The organism is Phenylobacterium sp., assembly GCF_041920015.1.
Taxonomy (GTDB): Bacteria; Pseudomonadota; Alphaproteobacteria; order Caulobacterales; family Caulobacteraceae; genus Phenylobacterium.
In genome coordinates this window covers 16,388-31,280 of the sequence record NZ_JAYRST010000009.1, presented here as the reverse complement: position 1 = coordinate 31,280, position 14,893 = coordinate 16,388, and the positions used below count along the sequence as shown (strand labels likewise).

Below are 14,893 nucleotides of genomic sequence, written 5' to 3'. Positions count from 1 at the left end.
CGACGAAGGCGTCGCGCCAGGCGGCGACATTCTCGCGCCGGACGTTCTCGAAGAGAGCGCGCCAGCGCTCGATTCGCTCCGCCAGGTCCATCGACAAGGCCCGATGCAGCGCCTCGGCGACCTCCTCGGGGCTGTTGGGATTGACCAGCAGCGCGGCCTGCAGCTGCCCGGCGGCGCCGGCGAACCGGGACAGCACCAGGACGCCGGGATCGCGCGGGTCCTGGGCGGCGACGAACTCCTTGGCGACCAGGTTCATGCCGTCGCGCAGCGGCGTGACCAGCCCGACCTTGGCGGCGCGATAGACCCCGGCCAATTCGTCGCGGCGGTAGTTGCGGTTGACGTAGCGGACCGGATTCCAGTCGATGTCGGCGTATTCGCCGTTGATGCGGCCGGAGAGGGCGTCGAGCCGGGCGCGGATCTCCTGATAGGCTTCGACACCCTCGCGGCTGAGCGGGGCGATCTGCAGGAACAGCACCTCGCGCCGCAGCTCCGGGTGGTCGGCCAGCAGCCGCTCGAAGCCCAGGAAGCGTTCCTCCATCCCCTTGGAGTAGTCGAGGCGGTCGACCCCGACGATCATCTTGCGGAAGGCGGTGTGTGCGGCCATCACGTCATGGGTGCGCCGGGCCGCGGCGCCGCCTGCCATCTCGGCGAACTCTTCGGCGTCGATACCGATGGGGAAGGCGCCGGCCTGGAGGCTGCGTCCGAAGGCGCGCAGGCAACCATCGGCCGTGGCGACGCCGCCGGCTTCGTTCAGCACGTATTCCTCGAAGGCGTGGCGGTATTCCGGGGTCTGGAAGCCCACCAGGTCGTAGGCGAACAGCGCTTCGACCAAGTCTCGGTGGTTCGGCAGGGTGATCAGCAACTGATGGGCCGGCCACGGGATGTGCAGGAAGAAGCCGATCCGGTTGGTCACCCCCAGCCGGCGCAGTTCGCGGCCGAGCGGGATCAGATGATAGTCGTGGATCCAGATCAGGTCGTCGTCTTCGATCAGCGGCCGCAAGGTTTCGGCGAAGCGCCGGTTCACCCGCTGATAGCCTTCGTCGAACGAGCGGTCGTAGGCGGTCAGGTCCTGGCGATAGTGGAACAGCGGCCACAGCGTCTTGTTGGCGTAGCCGTTGTAGTATTCGGAGACGTCGGCCTCGGGCAGGTCGACCGTGGCCACGGTGACGCCGTCTACCCGCTGAAGGTTCAGGTGGCCGTTGAACTCGGGCGTGGTGCGGCCGCTCCAGCCGAACCACAGGCCGGAGAATTCCCGTAGGGCAGCGGCCAGCGCCATGGCCAGGCCGCCGACGCTTTCGCCGCCGCGCCCGGTGGGCGGGCTGACCCGGTTGGAGACGACGATCAGGCGGCTCATCGGCTCTGCTCCAGCCAGGCGAGCGTCGCCGCCACGTTCTCCATCCGGTAGCTGGCGGCGGTGCGCCGCGGCGGGCCGACCAGCACACCATAGCCGCCAAGCTGCCGGGCGGCGAAGAAGCCGTGCTCGTCGGTCATGTCGTCGCCCAGGAAGATCGGCCGCGCGCCCTGGAAGGGCGGCTCGCGCATGAAGGCGCGCAGGGCGTCGCCCTTGCTGGCGCCGGGCGTGCGCAACTCCATCACCATGTCGCCCGGCTGGAGCGCCAGGCCGGTGACGGTCGCCAGCCGCTCGGCCAGGTCGATCGCCTCCTGGGCGCGGTCCGGGGCCAGGCGATAGTGCAGGGTCAGGCTGAGGGCCTTGTCCTCCATCAGCAGGCGTGAGTCGGCGGCGACGAAATCCGCTATGGCCGCCCGCGCGGCGATCAGACCGGGATGCGGCGGAGCCTCGCCCACCACGCCGCGCGCGTCTCGCCGGACCAGGCCGTGGATGGCCGCGACACAGGTCACCCGGCCCTCCAGAATGCGGTCGACGTCGTCCAGGGCGCGCCCGCTGACCACGGCGAGACGGCCGTTCATACGCCTCGCAAGATCGGCCAACAGGCCGTTGCGCCGCGCGTCGGGCCGCACGGCCTCGGGCCGCTCGGCGATGGGAGCCAAGGTTCCGTCGAGGTCGAGGAACAGCGCCGTCCCCTCGAGGGCCAGCTTTGCAGGGGGCTTCTCAAGCCCGGTTGTCAGGTCTTCGATACTCATACGTAGGTTTCGCCCCGTCAGCGCGAGAGGAACGCTCAAACGAGGGGTTCGATCCGGAGATTGTCAGGTGCGTAGGGCTTGACGTTGCACGCCGGAACGCCGCTATGCGCGCAGGAAGATACGTTCTCGCGAAAAGGTGACCCCGATGGCAGAGCAGCCTCTCGCCGATGTGATCGTACTGTTCGGCGGTACGGGCGATCTCGCCCAGAAGATGCTGTTCCCCTCGCTCTATTTCCTCGACGCCGACGGCTTCCTGGCCGAGGGATTTGGCGTCGTGGCGACCGCGCGGGCGGAGATGACCCGCGAGGCCTTCGTGGAACAGACGCGCGCGACCATCGCCGCGCGGGCCGGCGAGGCCGGGCTCGATCCCAAGGCCTGGGCCCGCTTCGAGAAGCGGCTCAGCTATGTGGGGGCCGACGGCACCACGCAGGCCGGCGCCGAGCAATTGAAGGCCGCGATCGGCGGGGCCAAGGCGCCGATGTATTTCCTGGCCGTCTCGCCCAGCATCTATGGCCGCGTCTGCGCCGCGCTGGACGCGGCCGGCATGACCGGGCCGGGCGCGCGCATCGTGCTGGAAAAGCCGGTCGGCCGGGACCTGGAAAGCTCCAAGGCGATCAATGCGGAGGTCGCCAAGGCCTTCCCCGAAGAGAGCATCTTCCGGATCGACCACTATCTCGGCAAGGAGACGGTGCAGAACCTGCTGGCGTTGCGTTTCGCCAACACCCTGTTCGAGCCGCTCTGGAACAACCTCACCATCGACCACGTGCAGATCACCGTGGCCGAGACCGAAGGCGTCGGCGAGCGCTGGCCCTATTACGACGAGTACGGCGCTCTGCGGGACATGGTGCAGAACCACATGCTGCAACTGCTCTGCCTGGTGGCGATGGAGCCGCCGTCGGACATGGAGCCCGACAGCGTCCGTAACGAGAAGGTCAAGGTGCTGCGCTCGCTGCGTCCGGTGACCCGCGCCGATGTCCAGACCGTCAGCGTTCGTGGCCAATACACGCCAGGCGTGGTCGCCGGGAAGGCGGCCGACGGCTATGAGGCCGAGCGCGGCCAGGCGACCAATACCGAGACCTTCGTCGCCCTGCGCGCCGACATCGACAACTGGCGCTGGGCGGGCGTGCCGTTCTTCCTGCGCACCGGCAAGCGGCTGCCGGAGCGCCGGACGCAGATCGCCATCCAGTTCAAGCCGGTGCCGCATTCGATCTTCGAAGGCGCGGCGGAGGCTGACCTGGTGGCCAATCGGCTGGTCATCGACCTGCAGCCGGACGAGGACATCGAACTGCTGCTGATGAACAAGGCGCCGGGGCTTTCGGAGCGCGGCATGCGCCTCCAGTCGCTGCCGCTGTCCCTCTCGCTGGCCAAGGCCTATTCAGGGCCGAATTCGCGGCGTCGCATCGCCTATGAGCGCCTGATCCTCGACGTGATCCAGAACAACAGCACCCTGTTCGTCCGCCGAGACGAGGTGGAGCGGGCCTGGGAGTGGATCGACGGCGTCGCCGACGCCTGGCGTGAATCCGGCATGGCGCCCAAGCCCTATGCGGCGGGAAGCTGGGGGCCGGCCGGCGCCTTCGCCCTCATCGAGCGGTCCGGGCGGGCCTGGTACGACTAGTTCTTAGACAACGTCCAGCCTGAAGCAGCGGCGCTCGCCGGTCTCGCAGTCGGTCAGTTCGACCTGGCCCTGGTGGACCAAGTCGGCGAAGGCCAGGACGGCGTCTTCGAAACTGGCGCCGAGAATGGCGAAAACGGCGTCTTCGGCCGTGCGCGCCTCGTAGCGGTGCAGGGGCGTCTGAGCAGCATGGAACATGCGATGATCCTTTCCAGGGCGATCATCGGTTGATTCGCATGTCCAGCTTAGTCTTTCGATTCAACAGCTTGGCTGTAGAATCAGCGCACCGAGGCCCAGGGCTTGGACAGCATGGTCGCGCAGTTGATCAGCCCGACCAGCGAATAGGTCTGGGGGTAGTTGCCCCAAAGCTCGGCGCCGTCGAAGGCGATGTCTTCGGAGAGCAGACCCGCCGCCGTGCGCCGCGCCAGCATCTCCTCGAACAGCCGTCGCGCCTCTTCGGAGCGGCCGGAAAGGTGCAGGGCCTCGATGAGCCAGAAGGTGCAGATATTGAAGGCGGTCTTCGGTTCGCCGAAGTCGTCGGGGATCGCATAGCGCAGCATGTAGGGGCCGCGCCGCAGGCCCTGTTCGACCGCGGCGATGGTGGCGGCCATGCGCGGATCGTCAGGCGCGACGAAGCGCACGTCGACCAGTTGCAGCAGGCTGGCGTCCAGTTCGTCGCCCCCGAAGGTGGCGGCGAACCGGCCGAGCTTCGGATTCCAGGCGCGCGCCTCGATGGTCGCGCGCACCTGGGCGGCGCGGGTGTTCCAGTGGTCGGCCCGATCCTGCAGGCCGAGCTTGGCCGCTGCATTGCCCAAGCGGTCGCAGGCCGCCCAGCACATCACCGCCGAATAGGTGTGCACGTTCTCGCGGCCGCGGAACTCCCACAGACTGGCGTCGGGCTGGTCGTGCAGTTCGAAGGCGCGCTCTCCGACCAGTTCGAGGGCGCGGAAATCCTCGATGGTCGCCGGCCGGAAGAGGCGCTCGTCGAAGAAGGCCTGGACGCTCGACAGAATGATTTGTCCGTACACGTCATGTTGCAGGTGCTCGTGCGCCTGGTTGCCGACCCGCACCGGCCCCATGCCTCGATAGCCGGGCAGGTGGGAGGCGAAATGTTCAGTGAGGGACGGCTCCATGCCGACGCCATACAGCGGCTGGATATGCCCGCCTCGCGTGCGATCCACGAGGTTGCGCAGATAGACCAGGTAGTTTTCCAGCAGGTCGGCGGCCCCGAGCCGGTTGAGCGCCTGGACCACATAATAGGCGTCGCGGAGCCAGCAGTAGCGATAGTCCCAGTTGCGGCCGCTGCCCGCATGCTCGGGAATCGAGGTGGTCAGGGCCGCGACGATGGCGCCGGTCTCTTCGTGGGCGCAGAGCTTCAGGGTGATCGCCGCGCGGATCACCGCCTCCTGCCATTCCAGCGGCACAGACAGGGTGCGCACCCAGCCGCGCCAATAGGCGGTGGTCTCCTTCAGCATCCGCTCGCAGGTGGCCGAGAGGTCGGCGTCGAAGCCTTCGTCGGGGCCGAGGAACATCGCCACCGTCTCTTCGAGCCGGAAGCTCCGTTCGCCGGTGAGGTGCGAAACCGGGGCGTCGGTGGTCAGGCGCAGGGTGGTCTCGCCGCCGACATAGCGGATGTGGTTGGAGCCGGTGGTGCGGTCGGCGGGGCGCTCGCCCCAGTTCACGGTGGGGCGCAGGCGGATCCTCACCCGCGCCACGCCGCTGACCGGCCGGATCAGGCGGATGAAGGCCAGCGGCCGATAGACCCGGCCGAACTGCCGGTAGCGAGGACAGAAGTCGATGACCTGGATGGCGGCGCCCGTGCGGTCGGCGATCTCGGTCACCAGGATCGGGGTGTTGCGCAGATAGGTCTGGGTGACCTGCGCCTGATCCTCGACCTCTATACCCCAGAAACCCTGGGCGTCGGGCTCGGCGTCGGGGTCGAGGCCGAGCAGGTTGGAGAACATCGGATCGCCGTCCACGCGCGGGGCGCAGGCCCAGACGAAGCGGCCGGCGCGGTCGATCAGGGCGCTGGCTGCGCAGTTGCCGATCGGGAAGAGGTCGAGGGACTGGGGCATTCGTCAGGAATTCGCAACTTGGACGCAGGTTCGCGCCGATAAGGCTCGGGCGCCAGCGTGGCGCAAGCTGGGCCGGACGGAAACTCTCGTCACCGAAGTCCGATGGGGCATAGTGCGGGGACGACCCGGGATCGACCAAGGAGCTCAGATGATCCGCGCCCGCCGCGCTCGAATCGTTGCGACCCTCGGCCCGGCCAGCCGCGAGGCGGGGAAGGTCGTGCAACTGGCGAGCGCCGGCGCCGACGTCTTCCGCGTGAACTTCAGCCATGGCCTGCACGAGGATCACGCCCGGACCATCGCCAATGTCCGGGCCGCCGAAGCGGCGGTCGGCCGGCCGCTGGCGGTGCTGGCCGACCTGCAGGGTCCGAAGATCCGGCTGGGCGCGTTCGCCGATCGGACCGTCCGGCTCAAGGTCGGCCAGGACTTCCGGCTCGACACCTCCGAGGAGCCGGGCGACGCCAGCCGCGTGGGCGTGCCCCTGGCCGAGGTGTTCAGCGTGCTGCGGCCGGGCTCGGACATCCTGCTGGACGACGGCAAGGTGCGGCTGCGCGTGCGGCGCAGCGGCCCCGGCTATGCCGAAACCGAAGTGCTGGCCGGAGAACAGCTCTCCGATCACAAGGGGCTGAACCTGCCCGGCCACGCCATCCCGATTCCGGCCCTGACCGCCAAGGACCGCGGCGATCTGGCCTTCGCCCTCTCGCAGAACGTCGACTGGGTGGCGCTGTCCTTCGTGCAGCGGGCGTCGGACATGGCCGACCTGCGCCAGATCGTGCAGGGCCGCGCCGCGGTGCTGGCCAAGATCGAAAAGCCCGCGGCGCTCGAGGCGCTCGATGAGATCCTCGATCTTTGCGACGGGGTGATGGTCGCCCGCGGCGACCTGGGGGTGGAGCTGAACCCCGAGGACGTGCCGGTGGTGCAGAAGTCGCTGGTTCGCGCCGCGCGCAGCCGTGGCATTCCGGTGATCGTCGCCACCCAGATGCTGGAATCGATGATCCATGCCCCGACTCCGACCCGGGCGGAGGCCTCCGATGTGGCCGGGGCGGTCTATGAGGGCGCCGATGCGGTGATGCTGTCGGCCGAGACGGCGGCGGGGGAATATCCCCTGGAGGCGGTGACCATGATGAACCGCATCCTGACCCGGGTGGAGCAGGACCCGCGCTGGCCCGAGCTGATGCGCGCCGAATACCCGGTCGAGGACGCCGACGCGGACGCCCTGGTCGCCGCCGCCAGCCGCGCGGCCGAGGCGGCGTCCACCGCCTGCATCGCCGCCTTCACCACGACCGGCAGGACCTCGCTGCGGCTGGCGCGGGAGCGGCCGCTGCAGCCGACCCTGGCGCTCACCCCGAACATCAAGGCCGCGCGCAAGTTGTGCCTGGTCTGGGGCGTGGAGCCGCGCGTCGTCGCCCAGCCCAGCGATCCGGAGGAACTAGCGCGGGTGGCGGTGGAGGAGGCCGTGGGCGCGGGTCTGGCTGCGCCCAACCGGCGAGTGATCATCCTGGCCGGGCTGCCGATGGGCTCGCCGGGAGCGGCGAACATCCTGCGCATCGCCCACGCGCCTCGGCGATAGCGACGCCTATCGCACCTTCAGCGGAACGCCGCCGCCGCGCGCCTCGACCCGAACCCGCCGTCCGGCCCGCTCGAAGGTGAGGTCCACCTTGTCGCCGCCGATCCGCAGGCCGTCGACCGCCAGCCAGTCGATGCCGATCGGCAGGCGCGGATCGGTGACGTGCACCTCATGGTTCCAGCCATCGACCGTCAGCCCCAGGCAGGCCTGCAGCATCATGAAGATCGAACCGGCGGCCCAGGCCTGGGGCAGGCAGGCGACGGGATAGGCGACCGGCGGCTCCCCCGCCATCCGCGGAAAGCCGCAGAACAGCTCGGGCAACCGCATCTCGAAGGTGTTGGCGGTCTCGAAGAGGTTGGCGGTCATGTTCACCACCCCGTCGCGCTCGCCATAGCGCGACAGGCCCATGGCGCAGATGGCGGTGTCGTGCGGCCAGATTGAGCCGTTGTGGTAGCTCATCGGATTGAAACGAGCCTCGCCGGTGGCCAGGGTGCGCAGCCCCCAGCCGCTGTCGAAGGCTGTCGACATCAGCCGCTCGGTCACCTTGCGCGCCCGATCCGGCGCGGGCAGGCCGGAGAACAGCAGATGGCCGGGATTGCTGGTCATCACCCGGCAGAGCTTTCCCTCCCCGTCGATCGCGATGCCGTAGAAATCCTTGTCCGGCATCCAGAAGCGGCTTTCGACCGCAGCGCGGATCTGCTCGGCGCGGGCGGCCCAGCGGGCGGCGTTGTCCTGGTCCCCCCGTTGGTGGGCCAGGCGCGCCATGGAGCGATAGGCGGCGAAGGCGTAGCCCTGCACCTCGACCAGGGCGATGGGGCCGTTTGGAAAGCGGCCGTCGGCGTGGAAGACGCTGTCCTCGCTATCCTTCCAGCCCTGGTTGGCCAGCCCCGAGTCCTTGCCGCGCTTGTAGTCGATCAAGCCGTCGCCGTCGGAATCCCCGTACTTGTCGATCCAGTGGACGGCGCGGGTCAGGGCCGGCCACAGATCGTCGATCAGCGCCATGTCGCGGGTCCGCTCCGCATAGGCGCCGGCCAGGGCCACGAACAGCGGCGTGGTGTCGACCCCGCCGTAGTAGCGGCCGAACGGAACCTCGCCCATGGCCGGCATCTCGCCCTTGCGGGTCTCGTGCATGATCTTGCCCGGCGCGCTGTCGCGGAAGGCCGAGACCTCCTCGGCCTGGTGTGCGGCCAGGTAGGTCAGCACGCCGCGAGCCAGCGAGGGCTCGAACCAGAGGATCTGCCAGGCGGTGATGATGGCGTCGCGCCCGAAGGCGGTCGAGAACCAGGGAATGCCGGCATAGGGATAGGGGCCGGTCTCCATCCGCGTGGTCAGAAGGGCCAGGTCCGAGCGCGACTTCTCAAGCCATTCGTTGAAGAGGCGGCCGGAGCTCTTCAACCGCGCGCCGTGGCGGCGACGGGCGCGCATGTCCCAGCGGGCGCGGGCGGCGGCGTCGCGGAACCGCTCGCGGCTGGGCACGACGCCGTCATGTTCGCCAACCTCGATATAGAGCTCCAGCCGTCCTTCCGGCTGCAGCGAATACATGTAGTCGGCGCGGTGGCCGTTCAGCCGCCCCGGCGGGTCGGAGAAGGTGATGACGCTGGTCCGGTCCACTCCGTCCAGCCCTTCGTAGACGAAGCGAACGCACCGTTCGCCGAGCTGAGGTGGAAGCTCGCGCCCCCTCACCTTGCGGCGCAGGCCGCGGACCTCGAACATGTCGCGGAAATCGGCCCCGAACTCCACCGACAGCGGGATCAGCACGACGTCGCGGCTGTAGTTCACGCAGCAGATGCGCTCATAGAGCCGTTCTTCCCACAGGAAGCGCTTGCGCTCGACGTGCAGCACGCCGGGCGGCCCGACCGGCCCGCCGGGATAGGGCAGGGCCTGGTTCGCGCCATGCGAGGTGAAGAACACGTTGTCCTGGCCGATGGCGGCCGAGAGCAGCGATGGAGGCCGCCCACCCAGGAATATGCGGAAGTGCGACAGGATGCGGGTGTCGTTGTGGAACAGGCCGTCGCCCGCGCCGCGGATGTCTCCGAAGGCGTCGGCGACGATGAAGGTGTCCTTGTCCTTAAGTGCGAACAGCCGGTAGGGAACCCGCGGTTCGCCCGTCTCACCCGTCTCGACGGGGGCGTCGGGTGCGGGGGCCATATCGTCCATAGCGGTCGCCTCAGGCGTTGGCGGCCAGGGCGACGCCAGGGGCCGCGCGAGCCGCGCCCAGTCCCGCATAGAGGTCGAGATAGCGGCGCGCCATGGCGGTGGCCGAGAAGCGCTCCTCGAAGCGCCGCCGGATGGCGCGGCGGTCCAGCCGGTCCAGCCGCGAGACCGCGGCGGCCGCTTCGTCCTCGTCCTGCACGATGAAGCCGGTCAGGCCCTCTTCGACGATCTCCGGAACCGATCCGCAGCCATAGGCGATCACCGGGGCGCCGCAGGCCATGGCCTCGATCATCACCAGGCCGAACGGCTCGGGCCAGTCGATGGGGAACAGCAGGGCCGAGGCGCCGCCCAGGAATTCCGACTTCTGATCGTCGCTGATCTCGCCGATGTACTCGACCAGCTTCTGACCGAGGAGCAAGGGCTCGATCTGTTCCTGGTAGTAGCGGGTGTCGGCCGGATCGACCTTGGCCGCGATCTTCAACGGCACGCCCAGCCGCTTGGCGATGGCGATGGCGCGGTCGGGCCGCTTCTCCGGCGAGATACGGCCCAGGAAGGCGAGGTAGCCGCCGGGCTCGAAGTTTGGCGCATAGAGGTCGGCCTTCATGCCGTGATGCACGGTGCCGTTCCAGTTGGCGAAGGCCAGCGGACGGCGCTGGGAGTCGGAGATCGACACCAGCGGAAACTGGTTCCAACGCCAGTAGACGCCGGGCAGGTCCTTCAGGTCCAGCCGGCCGTGCAGCGTCGTCAAGGTGCGTTCCGGCATGTCCTCGAAGAACGGGAAGTGGATCATGTCGGTGTGGAAATGGATCACGTCGAATTCGCGGGCGCGGCGGCGAACGTCGCACAGCATCGACATGTGGGCGGCCAGGTCCGACTTCAGCGGCGCGGGGTCCAGGCGGATCGCCTGGTCGCGCACCTTGACCAGTTCGGCGCGGGTGCGCGCCTCGGCGCTGGCGAACAGGGTGACCTCGTGGCCGAGATCGACGAGCGCATCGGTGAGATGCGAGACCACCCGCTCGGTTCCTCCATAGAAGCGGGGGGGCACGGCTTCATAGAGCGGGGGAACCTGGGCGATCCTCATAATGCTGTCTCCGGGGTGGAAGTCGGCGGGCTGGCCTGGGGAGAGGCCCGCCGGAGCGGCCGTTGAGGAAGTTCGCGACAGCCCGTTCGGGTTCCGCGCCCGGTCGTCTTTTCAGGCCAGGTTTCAGGAATCGGGCGCGCCTTCGCCGCCCGCTTGAGCTATGGGCGAGGCATGATCGAGACCTACGCCGATCCCGAACATCTGGCGCGGGCCGCAGCCGAGGCGACGGCCGAGGCGCTCGCGGCCGCCATCTCCCAGCGTGGACACGCCAGCCTGGTGGGAACGGGCGGCCGCTCTCCGGCGCCGGTCTACGACCTGCTGGCCGCGAACGATGCGATCGCCTGGGACAAGGTCGCCGTGACCCTTTCGGACGATCGCTTCGTGCCGCCCGACTCGCCGGACTCCAATGAGCGGCTTGTGCGCGAACGCCTGCTGGTCGGGGCCGCGGCGCGGGCCGCCTTCACCCCGATCAGCGCGCCGGCGGTCAGCGTCGAGGCGGCGGCCCAGGCGGTGGAGGTTGGGGTTCGCGCGCTGGCGCCTTATGACGTCATGCTGCTGGGCATGGGCGAAGACGGTCACGTCGCCTCGCTCATTCCCGGCAGCCCGGTTCTGGATCAGGGCATGGATTCGGCCGGGACTCGCTTTTGCCTCGGGATACCCGCGGGCGTCGGTTCGCCGCCGCTCGCCCGGGTGACGATGACCATGCCGGCCCTTCTGCAAGCGCGGCTGATCCTGGTCCTCATCGCGGGAGAAGTGAAGAAACACGTCGTCGAGGGGCGGAGCGGCCTGCCCGTGCATGCGTTGCTGGATCAGGCCCAGGCCCCCGTGAGGATTCTCTGGACCCCGTAAGTCGGAGTTGGAACATGTCGCTGCATCCCGTCACCGCCGCCGTCACCGCGCGCATCGTCGAGCGCAGCCGCGACAGCCGCGCGGACTATCTGGCCAGGATGGAGGCGGCGCAGCATGACGGCCCGGGGCGGGCCAAGCTGTCCTGCGCCAACTGGGCGCACGCCTTCGCCGCCGAGTCCGACGGGGTGAAGCAGCGGATGCGCAATCCGAGCGCGCCGAACGTAGCCATCGTCTCGGCCTATAACGACATGCTCTCGGCCCATCAGCCGCTGGAGCGATTTCCCGCGATCATCAAGGCTGCGGCCGAAGAGGTCGGCGGCACCGCCCAGTACGCCGGCGGCGTGCCGGCCATGTGCGACGGCGTCACCCAGGGACGGCCGGGCATGGAGCTGTCGCTGTTTTCCCGCGATGTGATCGCCATGGCCACGGCGGTCGCGCTGACCCATGACGCCTTCGACAGCGCGTTGATGCTGGGCATCTGCGACAAGATCGTGCCGGGCCTGACGATCGGGGCCCTGGCCTTCGGCCATCTGCCGGTGATCTTCGTGCCGGGCGGGCCGATGACCTCGGGCATCTCCAACGCCGAAAAGGCCCATGTCCGGGCGCTGTTCGCCGAGGGCAAGGCGACGCGCGATCAACTGCTCGACAGTGAGATGAAGTCCTATCACGGACCGGGCACCTGCACCTTCTATGGCACCGCCAACTCCAACCAGATGATGATGGAGATGATGGGCCTGCACCTGCCGGGTTCGGCCTTCGTGCATCCCAACACGCCGCTGCGCGACGCCCTGGTGGCGGCCGCGCCCAAGCGGGCCATCGAGATCGGCCACCAGACCAACGCCTATACGCCCATGGCCAGGGTGGTGGACGAGAAGGCCATCGTGAACGCCATCGCCGGCCTGTTGGCCACCGGCGGGTCGACCAACCACACCCTGCACCTGGTCGCCATGGCGCGCGCGGCGGGGATCGTCATCGACTGGCAGGACTTCGACGAGCTGTCCAAGGTCACGCCGCTATTGGCGCGGGTCTATCCGAACGGGTCGGAGGACGTGAACGCCTTTCATGCGGCCGGCGGCATGGCCTTCGTGGTGCGCCAGTTGCTGGACGCGGGCCTGGCGCACGAGGACGTGACCACGGTCGCCGGAAGCGGCCTGCGGCTCTATCAGCAGGAGCCGTTCCTGGAGGACGGCAGGCTGGTCTGGCGCGAAGGGCCGACGCAGTCGCTGAACCGTGACATCCTGCGTCCCGCCGACGATCCCTTCCAGCCGGAGGGCGGCATCCGCCTGTTGACCGGGGGCCTGGGACGGGCGGTGATCAAGACCTCCGCGGTCAAGGACGAGAACCTGGTCGTGGAGGCGCCGGCCCTGGTGTTCCAGGACCAGGACGAGTTGCTGGAGGCGCACAAGCGCGGCGAGCTCAACCGCGACTTCATCGCCGTCGTCCGTTTCCAGGGGCCGACCGCCAATGGCATGCCCGAACTGCACAGCCTGACCCCGGTGCTGGGCGTGCTGCAGGACAAGGGCTTCAAGGTGGCGCTGGTCACCGACGGGCGGATGTCCGGCGCTTCGGGCAAGGTGCCGGCGGCGATCCACGTCTCCCCGGAAGCCGCGCACGGCGGGCCGCTGTCGCAGGTGCGCGACGGCGACATGATCCGGCTGGACGCTCACGCCGGTTCGCTGCAAATCCTCGCCGACGCCGCGGAGTTCGCGGGACGGGAGAAGGTGCGGGTCGTCCAGCCCGGCTTCGGCTATGGCCGCGAGCTGTTCGGCTGGATGCGCCGGGCCGCGGCGCCGGCCGAGCTTGGCGGCGGAGCCCTATTCGGAGATGCTGCGTGAAGACGGTCTATACCGGCCTGGTGGGCGATGTCGGGGGCACGAACGCCCGCCTGGCGGTGGTGGATTCGACCGGCCGCATCCGCAATCCCAAGACCTATCCGGCCCAGGAATTCGGCTCACTGACTGAGGTTATCGCCGAATATCTCGAAGTCACGGTCGGCCGCCAGCGGCTGCTGTCGGCGGCGATCGCCGTGGCCGGCCCCGTGGTGGACGGCGAGATCGAGTTCACCAACCTGGACTGGCGGGTTTCCGAGGCCGAACTGATCGGGGCGTTCGAGTTCCACAGCGCGCGGCTGATCAACGACTTCGCCGCCCAGGCCCTGGCCGCTCCGGTGCTGGACGCCGACGACCTGCGGGTGATCGGGCCGCAGATTCGCGGGGCGCAGGGCGCGCCGCTGCTGGTGCTGGGCGCCGGGACCGGGTTCGGGGTTTCGATGGTGATCCGCACGGATCGGGGCGACATCACCGTGCCCAGCGAGGGCGGCCACGCCAGCTTTGCGCCCTATGACGGGGTGGAGGCGGCGATCTGGGCCTCGCTGCGCCGAACCCATGGGCGAGTCTCCATCGAGCGGCTGCTTTCCGGTCCGGGCCTTTATGCGCTCTATCGCGGCCTGGCCGACGTGCGCGGCGTGGCGGCGGATCTGAAGGACGAAAAGGAAGTGCTCGCCGCCGGCCAGCGGGGAGAGGACGCCCTGGCCGACGAAACCCTGGACCGGTTCTGCGAAATCCTCGGCTCGGTCGCCGGCGACATCGCCCTGACCTGCGGGGCGCGCGGCGGGGTCTATGTGTCGGGCGGCATCGCTCCGCGCATGGCCGACCGCCTGGCGTCCGGCGGGTTCCGCCGCCGGTTCGAGGAGAAGGGCCGGCTGTCCGACTTCACGCGCGAGATCCCGACCTATCTGATCGTGCATCCCTACGCCGCCCTGGTCGGCGCGGCGCGGGTGCTGGAGCAAATGGAAGGAAGCCTGCTGTGACCCTCGCCGAGATTCTCAAGCTCGCGCCGGTCGTCCCGGTCCTGATCATCGAGGACGAAGCGCAGGCCGTGCCGCTGGCCAGGGCGCTGGTGGCTGGCGGGCTCCTTGCGCTGGAAGTGACCTTGCGCACGCCCGCCGCGCTGGACTGCATCCGCCGCATCGCCGGCGAGGTCGAGGGCGCGGTGGTCGGGGCCGGCACCGTCACCACCGCCTCGGCGCGCCAAGCGGTGGCTGACGCGGGCGCCCGGTTCGCGGTCAGCCCGGGCCTGATCGACGGTGAGGGCGTGGACGGCCCCACGCCGCTGCTGCCGGGGATCGCCACGGCCACCGAACTGATGCGCGGCCTGCGCGCCGGCTTCACCCATTTCAAGCTGTTCCCGGCCAATGTGGTCGGCGGGCCTGCGGCCTTGAAGGCCTTCGCCAGCCCCTTCCCGCAGGCGACCTTCTGCCCGACGGGCGGGGTCGATGCGAAGAACGCCGGCGATTATCTGGCCCTGCCGAACGTGATCTGCGTGGGCGGAAGCTGGGTCGCCCCCGCCGACGCCGTCCGCGCCGGCGATTGGGCCCGGATCACCGACCTGGCGCGGGCGGCGTCGGGGTTGGGGAAGTAGGCGCTGAACAGGATTCTCCCCGGAGGGGGGGAATC

General features: G+C 69.2%; 11 protein-coding genes and 1 pseudogene. 6 read left to right on the top strand and 6 right to left on the bottom strand.

Annotation, left to right across the window (positions count from 1 at the left end; all coding sequences use genetic code 11):
- Nucleotide 1: 1 nt before the first annotated feature.
- Together ACE3TL_RS03525 and otsB are read right to left on the bottom strand one after the other, a co-directional pair.
- Nucleotides 2-1,354 (bottom strand): annotated as a pseudogene (locus ACE3TL_RS03525) (trehalose-6-phosphate synthase); the annotation flags it as partial.
- Nucleotides 1,351-2,103 (bottom strand): trehalose-phosphatase, encoded by a 753-nt coding sequence (otsB, locus tag ACE3TL_RS03520; protein ID WP_374577343.1) that lies wholly within the window; start codon nucleotides 2,101-2,103, stop codon nucleotides 1,351-1,353. The pseudogene ACE3TL_RS03525 and the gene otsB, both read right to left, overlap by 4 nt.
- Before the next feature lie 145 nt (nucleotides 2,104-2,248).
- Between otsB and zwf the strand changes: the two genes are divergently transcribed.
- On the top strand, nucleotides 2,249-3,718 hold the full coding sequence (zwf, locus tag ACE3TL_RS03515; RefSeq protein WP_374577342.1) for a glucose-6-phosphate dehydrogenase: 1,470 nt from the start codon (nucleotides 2,249-2,251) through the stop codon (nucleotides 3,716-3,718).
- A gap of 3 nt (nucleotides 3,719-3,721) precedes the next feature.
- On the opposite strand, the gene ACE3TL_RS03510 is transcribed toward zwf, so the two are convergent.
- Nucleotides 3,722-3,913, bottom strand: coding sequence for a DUF5961 family protein (locus ACE3TL_RS03510; protein ID WP_374577341.1), 192 nt, complete (start codon nucleotides 3,911-3,913; stop codon nucleotides 3,722-3,724).
- Nucleotides 3,914-3,993: 80 nt separating this feature from the next.
- A complete protein-coding gene (locus ACE3TL_RS03505; protein WP_374577340.1) occupies nucleotides 3,994-5,790 on the bottom strand; it encodes a glycoside hydrolase family 15 protein in 1,797 nt (598 codons plus the stop codon).
- A gap of 148 nt (nucleotides 5,791-5,938) precedes the next feature.
- On the opposite strand from ACE3TL_RS03505, the gene pyk reads away from it, so the two are divergent.
- A complete protein-coding gene (pyk, locus tag ACE3TL_RS03500; RefSeq protein ID WP_374577339.1) occupies nucleotides 5,939-7,357 on the top strand; it encodes a pyruvate kinase in 1,419 nt (472 codons plus the stop codon).
- Between the two features lie 6 nt (nucleotides 7,358-7,363).
- On the opposite strand, the gene ACE3TL_RS03495 is transcribed toward pyk, so the two are convergent.
- Together ACE3TL_RS03495 and ACE3TL_RS03490 are read right to left on the bottom strand one after the other, a co-directional pair.
- The gene (locus tag ACE3TL_RS03495) at nucleotides 7,364-9,511 is read right to left on the bottom strand and encodes a glycogen debranching N-terminal domain-containing protein (RefSeq protein WP_374577338.1); all 2,148 of its coding nucleotides are present in this window, start codon (nucleotides 9,509-9,511) and stop codon (nucleotides 7,364-7,366) included.
- Nucleotides 9,512-9,521: 10 nt separating this feature from the next.
- Complete coding sequence (locus ACE3TL_RS03490) at nucleotides 9,522-10,589, bottom strand: glycosyltransferase family 4 protein (protein WP_374577336.1); 1,068 nt, start codon at nucleotides 10,587-10,589, stop codon at nucleotides 9,522-9,524.
- 171 nt (nucleotides 10,590-10,760) lie between these two features.
- On the opposite strand from ACE3TL_RS03490, the gene pgl reads away from it, so the two are divergent.
- The 4 genes from pgl to eda are packed head-to-tail and all read left to right on the top strand — an operon-like array spanning nucleotide 10,761 to nucleotide 14,858.
- Nucleotides 10,761-11,438, top strand: a complete 678-nt coding sequence (gene pgl / locus ACE3TL_RS03485; RefSeq protein WP_374577335.1) for a 6-phosphogluconolactonase — start codon at nucleotides 10,761-10,763, stop codon at nucleotides 11,436-11,438.
- 20 nt (nucleotides 11,439-11,458) lie between these two features.
- Entirely contained in the window at nucleotides 11,459-13,273 is a 1,815-nt protein-coding gene (edd, locus tag ACE3TL_RS03480) for a phosphogluconate dehydratase (protein ID WP_374577368.1), read from the top strand.
- A complete protein-coding gene (gene glk, locus ACE3TL_RS03475) occupies nucleotides 13,270-14,247 on the top strand; it encodes a glucokinase (protein ID WP_374577334.1) in 978 nt (325 codons plus the stop codon). The genes edd and glk overlap by 4 nt, the downstream gene beginning before the upstream one ends.
- Nucleotides 14,244-14,858, top strand: coding sequence for a bifunctional 4-hydroxy-2-oxoglutarate aldolase/2-dehydro-3-deoxy-phosphogluconate aldolase (gene eda / locus ACE3TL_RS03470; protein ID WP_374577333.1), 615 nt, complete (start codon nucleotides 14,244-14,246; stop codon nucleotides 14,856-14,858). Before glk ends, eda begins: the two co-directional genes overlap by 4 nt.
- Nucleotides 14,859-14,893: the final 35 nt, after the last annotated feature.